The sequence below is a fragment of the Zoogloea sp. genome (assembly GCF_041904905.1).
Taxonomy (GTDB): Bacteria; Pseudomonadota; Gammaproteobacteria; order Burkholderiales; family Rhodocyclaceae; genus Zoogloea.
On record NZ_JAYRMI010000049.1, the window covers coordinates 20732 to 31051 of the forward strand.

Consider the following 10320-nt stretch of genomic DNA (forward strand, 5'->3'; position numbering starts at 1 on the left):
GGTCAGTCGGCTGAAGTTCGGGTGGGCGTCCCGTCGGCGGCGGACGAGGCGGATTGTATGTCGGACGAGGGCTCGGCGCGCATTTCGGGCACCGACGCCGCCGGGAAGAGCCAGGCGATCGCGCCGGCGCCGACGGCGCAGGCGATCACGAACAGATGCAGGGCCAAAGCCACCTGCAGGCCGGCCTGGAGCGGAACGCCGTTGGGGAGCAGGGCTGCGGCGGCGCCGGCTTCGTAGGTGCCGAAACCGGCCACGCCCTGCACCGGCAGGATCGCGGCGAGTTCGGCCCCCAGGGCGCCGGCGGCGCCCACGTCGAGGGCGGCGGGGATCAGCGCGGCGAGCAGCCACGCCTGGGCGGCGAGCTTGACTGTCCAGTTGGCGATGGTCCACACCCAGCCGTAGCGGGCGTGTCTGGTGCTCTCCGCGAAAGCATCGCGCACCTTGGCGAACTTGGCGGTGAGGCCGCTGCCGTCGGCCCAGGCGTGGGGCGCCCGCGCCCAGCGGGGCAGCCACCAGGCCAGCAGCAGCACGCCGGCCACGGCCAGGGCCTTGAGCGCGGGATGCAGGCCGGGCCACACCACGGCGGCCAGCGCCATCACCACGAAGGCGTCCTGAAGGCGGAACCAGAACAGCGACGCGATCGCCCGCGGCAGCGGCACGCCGAAGTGCTGCCGGAGCAGGATCGGGAAGGCCGCCTCGCCACCCCGGAAGGGCACGACGTTGATCATCGCGTTATGAATGAGGGTGATGCGCAGGCAGGTGCCGAAGCGTCCGCCGGCCTGGGCGCGGAATTCGTCGTAGATGCGCAGCGCGCGTAGCAGGTAGGAGAGGGCGAAGCCCGCCGCCGACAGGGCGAGCGTCGGGCCGCTGAGGCGCTGGATCACTTCGCCCAGTCCGCGCCAGCGGCCGTCGGCCATCAGCCAGGCCAGCAGCCCGGCCGACACGGCGATGGCGAGAAGGCGTTTGAGGTTCATGCGCGGGGCTCCCGGTCTTGCATCAGGGCGGCGGCGGCGCCGCCGATGCCCCAGGCGGCGAGGCCGATGCGGAACAGGCGTGCATCGGGCTGGCCCAGGTCGATGAACAGCATCGCCAGACTGGTGGCGAGGGCGACCGCGGCCATTGTCCGGGCGCCGCGGGGCGAGTGGAGGAAATCGGTGCGGGTGGTGAGCCACGCGCCCAGGGCGCCGGCAAGCCAGCCGCCGGCGGCGCCGGTGAGGACGTCCAGCGGCCAGTGGGCGCCCACCGCGATCCGAGAGAAGGCGACGAGCCCGGCCAGCGGCAGGGCGATCAGCCCGGCGCGCCAGCGACGCTCGGGTTTCGGCCAGGCGAGCACGATGGCTGCGGCCACACAGAAGGCGGTGACCGAGTGGCCGGACGGAAAGGCGTGGACGTAGAGCTTCTGGCCGATGAGGTTGAAGCGCTCGGGCTCCAGCACGCCGGCGGGGCGCATCACGTCGAAGTAGCGCTTGCCGCCTTCGCTGATGAGGACGCCCAGGGGCGCGGCCAGAAAGGTCGAGGCGAGCCAGCGCGGCTGGGTCTTGATGGTGGCGGCGAGGAGGGCGATGGCGCCGAGGACCGACCCGCAGACGGTGACGACGGCCCACAGCCGGGGCGGCAGGGCGGCGCTGGCGTGGTTGAGGGCGACGAAAAGGGGCTGGTTTGCGCCGGCAAGGGCCAATGCCCCCGCGAGCCCCGCGAGCACCAGCGCAGGCGCCAGCGCCCATCCCAGGGGGAAGGCGACGCGGGGCGGCGGGTTGTTTTCGGTGGGGGCGGGCGGTTGCAAGGCAGGTTCGTGCGACAAAACAGTGCAGTTTACCCGATAGCGGCCCTGCGTCGAAACAGGTGTCAGGCTGCGCGCCCGGCGCCGCCCACCGCGGCGAGGGGCGCGCGCCGCCGCCCGGCCTGCTTGGCCCGGTACATGGCGCCGTCGGCCGCGCGCAGCAGGCTGTCCTGATCCTCGCCGTCGTCCGGGGCGATGGCGAGGCCGATGCTGCCGGTGAGGGTGATCGTGTGGCCCTTGATCTGGAAGGGGTGGTCGAACACGCCGCGCAGGCGCTCGCCCAGGAAGGAGAGGCTCTCCCGGTTGCCGACGTCGGGGAAGATGCCGACGAACTCGTCGCCGCCGGTGCGGGCGATCAGGTCGCTCACCCGCAGGGCGGAGGTGAAGCGCTGGGCGATCTGGACGAGGAGTTCGTCGCCGACGGCGTGGCCGTAGGTGTCGTTGACCGGCTTGAAGCCGTCGAGATCGACCACCGCGACGCCGAGGATCAGGCCCTGGGCGCGGCTGCGGGCCACCTCGCGGGTGAAGTAGCCTTCAAGGAAGCCCCGGTTGGGCAGGCCGGTGAGGGGGTCGTGGTTGGCCAGGTGTTGGAGGCACTCGTTGGTGAGGTGGCGGGCGGTCACGTCGAGCAGGGTGACGATGCGCAGTGGGCCGCGCTCGCTGTCGATCATGCCGGGGATGCGTTCGATGGCGAGGGGCATGCCGTCGGGGCGCTCGCCGGTCCAGACGCCGTCGTTCTCCTGAAGGATGTCGTCGAGGCGCTTGCCGCGCAGCTCGCGGCGGGGGCGGCCGAGCATGCGGCAGGCGGCCCGGTTGGCGTCGGCGATCTTGTCGGTGCTGCCCAGGATGCATACGCCGGCGCCGATCTGGTTCATCATCGAGCGCATGAGCTGGCCGGAGCGCTCGAAGCGGCGGGTCTGGCGGATCAGCAGGGTGCCGACGACCACGAAGGCGAGCATGCTGGTGCCCAGGGCGACCATCACCAGGCGCATCGCGGCCCGGCTGGCTTCGTCGCGTCGTTCGGCAAGATGCACGCCCAGGCCGGCAAGGCTGGGGCCAAGGGCGCGGAGTTCCTCGTAGGCGACGCTGGAGCCGGGCGAGTGGGTGTGCAGCCGCAGGAAGCTGCTCCAGCGCACGATGGCGTCGGTGAGGATGTGCCGGGTGTCGGCCGCCTCGATGGAGACGAGGTGGAAGGGGGTGCCGTCGAGTCCGCGAATCTCGCCGCCCGTGCGAAGGCTCTGGAGGGCCGACGACAGCCAGACGAACTGCGGGTCGGCGATCGTGGGGTTGTCGGGAAAGCCGGCGCCGGGGAGCGCCGTGGTGCTGGCGGCGAGGCGCCATACGACGGTGGTGGATTCGCGCACCACCGCGACCTGATCGGACAGCTCGAGCTGGTCGACGTTGCGCTCGTAGGCGAAGGCGAGGATCGCTCCTTCGATCGCGCAGAAGACCACCGCGATGGCCCAGAACACGCGCGACGACAGAAAGTTGGAGCGGCGGCTGGCCATGGGTTGTGCGGCTAAACTGTTGAAGACTGTAAATTATCTCACAGTTCGTGCGATTCCACGGGGGGCGGTGCTTGCCACGGAGAGTTGAATCGCGCGGTCGGAGCGTCGGCGGGGCTCGGGTATAATGCGCGGTCTTTGCGTGTCCGGATCGTGGGTTTGCCGCTTTCCGGGCCGGTTTCAACTTCGCGCCCATCCCTGCCATGTCCGAAATCCTCAAGCTGCGCGGTGCGCCCGCCTTTTCCAGTTCCCGCCTCGTCCGGCTCAACGATGCGGTGAAATCCGCCCTGCCACGCCTGAAGGGGCTGGCGGCCGAGCACTGGTACTTCGCGGAGGTCAGCGCTCCGCTCGATGTGGATGAGATGGCCCGGCTCGCGGATCTGCTCGGCGCTCACCCCGAAGGCGATCTGCCGGCGGGGTCGATGCTGGTGGTCACGCCCCGGCTGGGCACGATCTCCCCGTGGTCGTCGAAGGCGACGGACATCGCCCATCAGTGCGGGTTCGACAAGGTCATCCGCGTCGAGCGCGGCACGGCCTTCTACTTCGATCTGCGCGGCGTCCTCGATGCCCGCGACCGGGAAGCCGTCTTTCCGGTCATCCACGACCGCATGACCGAGTCGGTGCTCGACAACCCCGACGCCGCCCACGCGCTGTTCCACCATTACGCGCCGCAGCCGCTCACCAGCGTGGACATCCTCACCCGCGGCCGTGACGGCCTGGTGATCGCCAATGCCGAGCTGGGCCTGGCCCTGTCGGAAGACGAGATCGACTACCTCGTCGACAACTTCACCCGGATGGGCCGCAACCCCACCGACGTCGAACTGATGATGTTCGCCCAGGCGAACTCCGAGCATTGCCGCCACAAGATCTTCAACGCCGACTGGGTGATCGACGGCCGGCCGATGGACAAGACGCTGTTCGGCATGATCCGCGAGACCCACAAGGCCCACCCGGAAGGCACCGTCGTGGCCTATTCCGACAACGCCTCGGTGATCGAGGGCGCGGCGGTGGACAAGCTCTACCCGGATGCCGACGGCGCCTGGAAATTCCGCGAGGAACTCACCCACATCCTCGCCAAGGTCGAGACCCACAACCACCCCACGGCGATCTCGCCCTTCCCGGGCGCCTCCACCGGCTCTGGCGGCGAGATCCGCGACGAAGGCGCCACCGGCCGCGGTTCCAAGCCCAAGGCGGGCCTCGCAGGCTTCTCGGTGTCCAACCTCGAGATCCCCGGCTTCGAGCAGCCCTGGGAGCAGCACTACGGCAAGCCCGAGCGCATCGCCTCGGCCCTCGACATCATGATCGAAGGCCCGCTGGGCGCCGCGGCCTTCAACAACGAGTTCGGCCGTCCCAACCTCACCGGCTACTTCCGTACTTTCGAACAGAGCGTGCAGGATGAGGTGCGCGGCTACCACAAGCCGATCATGATCGCCGGCGGCCTGGGCAGCATCCAGGCCCAGCAGTCCTTCAAGATCAAGTTCGGCCCCGGCACCCTGCTGATCCAGCTGGGCGGCCCCGGCATGCTCATCGGCCTGGGCGGCGGCGCCGCGTCGTCGATGGCCACCGGCACCAACACCGCGGATCTCGACTTCGCCTCCGTCCAGCGCGGCAACCCCGAAATCCAGCGCCGCTGCCAGGAAGTCATCGACGCCTGCTGGCAGAAGGGCGACGCCAACCCGATCCTGTCGATCCACGACGTGGGCGCCGGCGGCCTCTCCAACGCCTTCCCCGAACTCGCCGATTCCGCCGAACTGGGCGCGCGCTTCGAGCTGCGCGAAGTGCACATCGAAGAGCCGGGCATGAGCCCGCGGGAGATCTGGTCGAACGAATCCCAGGAACGCTACGTCCTCGCCATCGCGCCCGAGAGCCTGCCGGTCTTCCAGGCCATCTGCGAGCGCGAGCGCTGCCCGTTCGCGGTGGTCGGCACGGCGTCGGACGACGGTCATCTGGTGGTCTCCGACCGTCACTTCGACAACAAGCCGGTCGACATGGAGATGCAGGTGCTGCTGGGCAAGCCGCCCAAGATGACCCGCAACGTCTCCAGCCGCCAGGTTTTCGTGCCGCCTTTCGACGTGACCGACATCGGCCTCGACGACGCCTGTCGCCGCGTGCTGTCGATGCCGGCGGTGGCCAGCAAGAACTTCCTCATCACCATCGGCGACCGCTCGGTGGGCGGCATGACCGCCCGCGATCAGATGGTCGGCCCGTGGCAGGTGCCGGTGGCCGACGTGGCCGTCACCACCATGAGCTTCCACGGCTACCTGGGCGAAGCCTTCGCGATGGGCGAGCGCACCCCGGTTGCCACGCTGGATGCGCCGGCCTCCGGCCGCATGGCCATCGGCGAATCCATCACCAACATCGCCGCCGCCGACATTCGCTCGCTAGGTGACGTGAAGCTCTCCGCCAACTGGATGGCCGCCGCCGGTCACCGGGGCGAAGACGTCAAGCTCTACAAGACGGTCGAGGCCGTGTCCCAGTTCTGCCAGCAGGCCGGGCTGGCGATCCCGGTGGGCAAGGATTCCCTGTCGATGCGCACCGCCTGGCAGGACGAGGACGAGGCCAGGCAGGTCGTCTCGCCGCTGTCGCTGATCGTCACCGCCTTCGCGCCGGTGCAGGATGTGCGTCGCACCCTCACGCCTCAGCTGCAGTTGCTGGATGGCGTCGAGACCGAGCTGCTCCTCATCGACCTCGGCAACAATGCCAACCGCCTGGGTGGCTCGGTGCTGGCTCAGGCCTACAACTCGGTCGCCGAACACGCGCCGGACGTGGACGCCGCCCAGCTCAAGGCCTTCTTCGAACTCATCCAGCAGTGGCGCCAGGACGACCTGATCCTCGCCTACCACGACCGCGCCGACGGCGGCCTCTTCGCCACCCTGTGCGAGATGGCCTTCGCGTCCAAGTGCGGCCTGTCGGTGATGCTCGATACCGTCGCCTACGATCAGTTCATGAACGACGTGGACGGCCTCGACAAGCGCCCCGATTCCCTCAAGGGCCGCTTCAACGACATGCTCTTCAAGGCGCTGTTCGCCGAAGAGCTGGGCGCCGTCATCCAGATCCGCCGCGACGACCGCAGCCGCTTCACCGAGCCGCTGCGCGCCGCCGGCCTCAGCTACCACTTCGTGGGCGAGCCCAACGACCGCGACGAGCTGCGCTTCTGGCGCAACGCCAAGCTGGTGTTCAGCGCCCCGCGCGCCGAGCTGCTGCAGACGTGGTCTGCCACCAGCTACCAGATCGCCCGCCTGCGCGACGACGCCGAATGCGCGAGGGAGGAATTCGACGCGCTCGCCGACCTCGCCAACCCTGGCCTGTCGGTCAAGCTCGGTTTCGATCCGGCCGACGACATCGCCGCGCCCTTCATCGCCACCGGCGCACGTCCGAAGATCGCCATCCTGCGTGAGCAGGGTGTGAACTCCCAGGCCGAGATGGCCGCCGCCTTCGAACGTGCCGGCTTCGCGCCCTTCGACGTGCACATGTCCGACCTCCAGACCGGCCGCGTGCGTCTGGCCGACTTCAAGGGTCTCGCGGCCTGCGGTGGCTTCTCTTACGGCGACGTGCTGGGGGCAGGGCAGGGCTGGGCCAAGTCGATCCTCTTCAACCCGGCGCTGCGTTCGCAGTTCGAGGCCTTCTTCAACCGCGCCGACACCTTCGCGCTGGGCGTTTGCAACGGCTGCCAGATGATGTCCAACCTGGCCGAGATCATCCCCGGTGCCGACTGCTGGCCGCGCTTCCAGCGCAACCGGAGCGAGCAGTTCGAGGCCCGCTTCGTGATGGTCGAGGTGCAGGAAAGCCCGTCCATCCTGCTTGCCGGCATGGCGGGCAGCCGGATGCCCATCGTCGTCTCCCACGGCGAAGGCCGTGCGGTGTTCCAGGGTGTGGACGACAAGGACAACGCCAAGGTTGCGCTGCGCTATGTGGATAACACCGGCGCCATCGCCACCCGCTACCCGTTCAACCCGAACGGCTCGCCGGACGGCATCACCGGCCTCACCACGCCGGATGGTCGCTTCACCATCATGATGCCGCACCCCGAGCGCACCGCCCGCACCGTTCAGATGAGCTGGCACCCGGCCGAGCTGGGCGAGGATTCGCCCTGGCTGCGGATGTTCCGCAACGCCCGCAAGTGGCTGGGCTGAACGCCGACGCTGCAGGCGTTCAATGAATCGAGGGGGCCGCGGCCCCCTCGATGTTTTTGTGCCTGCCCGCCAACCGTCAGACGAAAAGAAGAAACCGGGCTGGGCCCGGTTTCCTGTTCTACGAAGCTTACATCCCCTGGTAGATTGGGCCCTCGCCCCCCTGGGGGGTGACCCAGTTGATGTTCTGGGTCGGGTCCTTGATATCGCAGGTCTTGCAGTGCACGCAGTTCTGGGCGTTGATCTGGAGCTTCGGATCGGCGCCCTCGGTGCGCACGATCTCGTACACGCCGGCCGGGCAGTAGCGCTGCTCGGGTGCGTCGTACTTCGCCAGGTTGATGGCGATGGGCACCGAGGCGTCCTTGAGCTGCAGGTGGCAGGGCTCGTCTTCCTCGTGGTTGGTGTTGGAGAGGAAAACGGAAGACAGGCGGTCGAAGGTGAGCTTGCCGTCCGGCTTGGGATAGCTGATCGGGCTGCACTCGGCGGCCGGCTTGAGGGCCGTGTGATCCGCGTGGTTGTGGAGTGTCCAGGGCACCTTGCCGCCGAAGAGGATCTGCTCGGCGCCGAACAGCATGGACCCGAGCCACAGCCCCTTCTTCATGTAGGGCTTGAAGTTGCGGGTCTTGTAGAGTTCGGTGTGGAGCCAGCTGCCCTTGAAGGCTTCCGGGTAGGCGCTGAGTTCATCCTGGCTGCGTTCGGCGGCGAGGGCGTCGTAGGCGGCTTCGGCGGCGAGCATGCCCGATTTCATCGCGGCGTGGGTGCCCTTGATGCGAGCGGCGTTGAGGAAGCCGGCGTCGTCGCCGATCAGTGCGCCGCCCGGGAAGACCAGCTTGGGCTGGCTCTGCAGCCCGCCGGCGGCGATGGCGCGGGCGCCGTAGGCAAGGCGCTTGCCGCCTTCCAGGAATTTGCGGATCTCGGGGTGGGTCTTGTAGCGCTGGAACTCTTCGAAGGGCGACAGGTAGGGGTTGGCGTAGTTGAGGCCCACCACGAAGCCCACCGCCACCAGGTTGTCTTCCAGGTGATAGCAGAAGCCGCCGCCGTAGGTGGAGGCGTCCATCGGCCAGCCGGCGGTGTGCACCACCAGGCCCGGCGTGTGCTGGCCGGCGGGGATCTCCCACAGCTCCTTGATGCCGATGCCGTAGGTCTGCGGATCGACACCGTCGCGCAGCTTGAAGCGGGCTTCGAGCTCCTTACCCAGATGACCGCGGCAGCCTTCGGCGAACAGGGTGTACTTCGCGCGCAACTCCATGCCCGGCTGGAAGTTGGGGCCCTGGGTGCCGTCCTTCAGCACGCCCATGTCGCCGGTGATCACGCCAGCCACGGCGCCGCTGTCGTCGAACAGCAACTGGGCGCCGGCAAAGCCCGGATAGACCTCGACGCCCATGGCCTCGGCCTGCTCGCCCAGCCACTTGGCCAGGTTGCCCAGGCGCACGACGTAGTTGCCGTGGTTGTGGAAGGAGTCGGGCAGCAGGCTGTTGGGAACCTGGCGGCCGCCGGATTCGGACAGAAAGATCACCCGGTCTTCCGAGACCGGGGTGTTGAGCGGGGCGCCGCGTGCTTTCCAGTCGGGGAAGAGTTCGTCGATGGCGCAGGGGTCGACCACCGCGCCGGAGAGAATGTGGGCGCCGATCTCGGCGGCCTTCTCGATCAGGCAGACGGAGAAGTCCTGACCTTTTTCTGCTGCAAGCTGCTTGAGCCGGATCGCCGCGGAGAGGCCCGCCGGGCCCCCGCCGACGATCAGGACATCGAATTCCATGGAATCGCGTTCCATCGCTGTCACCTCCTGTGTTGTTTTGATTTGTTCTCGGTCTGCGCGAAGCCTACACCTTTCCCCGTGGCTCCGGCGAGGCCGCTGCAGGATGGGAGATGGCAGGCAACATACGCAAGCGTATGTTACATTGACTCGGCCCGCGCGGGGCAGTTGTATAGCATCCCGCAGGGCGCCGCAATCAAAAAACAACCTGTGGAGAGACGAGCGACAATGAACGACGCAGCCAAGGACCAAGCCCCTTCCCGCCGACTGCTGCTGACCACCCGCATCCCGGTGCGCTGGGGCGACATGGACGCCTACGGCCACGTGAACAATACCGTGTATTTTCGCTACTGCGAGCAGGCGCGGGTGGAGTGGCTGGAGCAGTGCGGCTCGAGCGTGACGCCGGACAACCCGGTGGCGCCGGTCATCATCAACGCCAGTTGCACCTTCCTGATCCCCGTCAATTATCCGGCCACCGTGGTGCTGCGGATGTACGGCGGCGACCCGGGGCGCAGCAGCGTGATGACCTGGTACGAGCTGGGTGTGGAGGGGGATGAGCGCCTCTATGCCGAAGGGGCGTCGAAGGTGGTGTGGATGGACCCCCGGACCGGCAAGTCGGTGCCGCTCCCCGAGGACATCCGGGCCAAGGTAAGCTGAAGGTCCGATGCAGCAACGGAACCGGACGTCGAGCCGGAATCCGCATATAAGACGAGCCAAGAGGAGAAGTCCATGAGTTACCCCATTGCCGCGCACCCGCTTTGGGCGCCGGACGCCGCCCGCATCGCGGACGCCAACATCACCGATTTCGCCCGCAAGGCAGAGGCCCGCTGGGGCCGCCGCTTTGCCGATTACGCTGCGCTCCATGCCTGGTCGGTGGATCGCCCCGAAGAGTTCTGGGCGTCGATCTGGGCGTACGGCGAGGTCAAGGGCAGCATGGGCGAGACCGTGCTCGAACACGGCGACCGCATGCCCGGCGCGCGCTGGTTTCCCGAAGCGCGCCTGAACTTTGCCGAGAACCTCCTGCGCCAGCGGGACGACAGCGACGCGCTGGTGTTCTGGGGTGAGGATCGCGTCCATAACCGCCTTGCCCACAGCGATCTCTACCGGCAGGTGGCGCACCTTGCCGCCGCCCTGAAGGAACTGGGCGTGGAG

At 68.3% G+C, this 10320-nt stretch carries 7 protein-coding genes; 3 read left to right on the top strand and 4 right to left on the bottom strand.

The window, feature by feature from the left end; all coding sequences use genetic code 11:
* Positions 1-2: 2 nt before the first annotated feature.
* The 3 genes from ACE3N6_RS13460 to ACE3N6_RS13470 all read right to left on the bottom strand — a co-directional run bounded on the left by ACE3N6_RS13460 (position 3) and on the right by ACE3N6_RS13470 (position 3288).
* A complete protein-coding gene (locus ACE3N6_RS13460) occupies positions 3-974 on the bottom strand; it encodes a lysylphosphatidylglycerol synthase transmembrane domain-containing protein (protein ID WP_374246287.1) in 972 nt (323 codons plus the stop codon).
* Positions 971-1783 carry a phosphatase PAP2 family protein gene (locus tag ACE3N6_RS13465; RefSeq protein WP_374246288.1) on the bottom strand — a complete coding sequence of 271 codons (813 nt, stop codon included), beginning with the start codon at positions 1781-1783 and terminating at the stop codon, positions 971-973. Before ACE3N6_RS13465 ends, ACE3N6_RS13460 begins: the two co-directional genes overlap by 4 nt.
* Positions 1784-1845: 62 nt before the next feature.
* Positions 1846-3288 (bottom strand): diguanylate cyclase domain-containing protein, encoded by a 1443-nt coding sequence (locus ACE3N6_RS13470; RefSeq protein ID WP_374246289.1) that lies wholly within the window; start codon positions 3286-3288, stop codon positions 1846-1848.
* A 200-nt stretch (positions 3289-3488) separates the two neighbouring features.
* Here ACE3N6_RS13470 and purL point away from each other — a divergent pair, with 200 nt between their 5' ends.
* The gene (gene purL / locus ACE3N6_RS13475; protein ID WP_374246290.1) at positions 3489-7418 is read left to right on the top strand and encodes a phosphoribosylformylglycinamidine synthase; all 3930 of its coding nucleotides are present in this window, start codon (positions 3489-3491) and stop codon (positions 7416-7418) included.
* A 127-nt stretch (positions 7419-7545) separates the two neighbouring features.
* On the opposite strand, the gene ACE3N6_RS13480 is transcribed toward purL, so the two are convergent.
* Positions 7546-9186, bottom strand: coding sequence for an electron transfer flavoprotein-ubiquinone oxidoreductase (locus ACE3N6_RS13480; RefSeq protein ID WP_374246291.1), 1641 nt, complete (start codon positions 9184-9186; stop codon positions 7546-7548).
* Between the two features lie 210 nt (positions 9187-9396).
* Here ACE3N6_RS13480 and ACE3N6_RS13485 point away from each other — a divergent pair, with 210 nt between their 5' ends.
* Positions 9397-9825 carry an acyl-CoA thioesterase gene (locus ACE3N6_RS13485; RefSeq protein WP_374246292.1) on the top strand — a complete coding sequence of 143 codons (429 nt, stop codon included), beginning with the start codon at positions 9397-9399 and terminating at the stop codon, positions 9823-9825.
* A gap of 72 nt (positions 9826-9897) precedes the next feature.
* On the top strand, positions 9898-10320 hold a 423-nt coding region (locus ACE3N6_RS13490), incomplete at its 3' end, for an acetyl-coenzyme A synthetase N-terminal domain-containing protein (RefSeq protein WP_374246293.1).

Bases quoted from the DNA above. Each gene is read 5' to 3' on its own strand.
- ACE3N6_RS13460 (WP_374246287.1), bottom strand. From the start codon at position 974: ATGAACCTCAAACGCCTTCTCGCCATCGCCGTGTCGGCCGGGCTGCTG.
- ACE3N6_RS13470 (WP_374246289.1), bottom strand. From the start codon at position 3,288: ATGGCCAGCCGCCGCTCCAACTTTCTGTCGTCGCGCGTGTTCTGGGCC.
- purL (WP_374246290.1), top strand. From the start codon at position 3,489: ATGTCCGAAATCCTCAAGCTGCGCGGTGCGCCCGCCTTTTCCAGTTCC.
- ACE3N6_RS13480 (WP_374246291.1), bottom strand. From the start codon at position 9,186: ATGGAACGCGATTCCATGGAATTCGATGTCCTGATCGTCGGCGGGGGC.
- ACE3N6_RS13485 (WP_374246292.1), top strand. From the start codon at position 9,397: ATGAACGACGCAGCCAAGGACCAAGCCCCTTCCCGCCGACTGCTGCTG.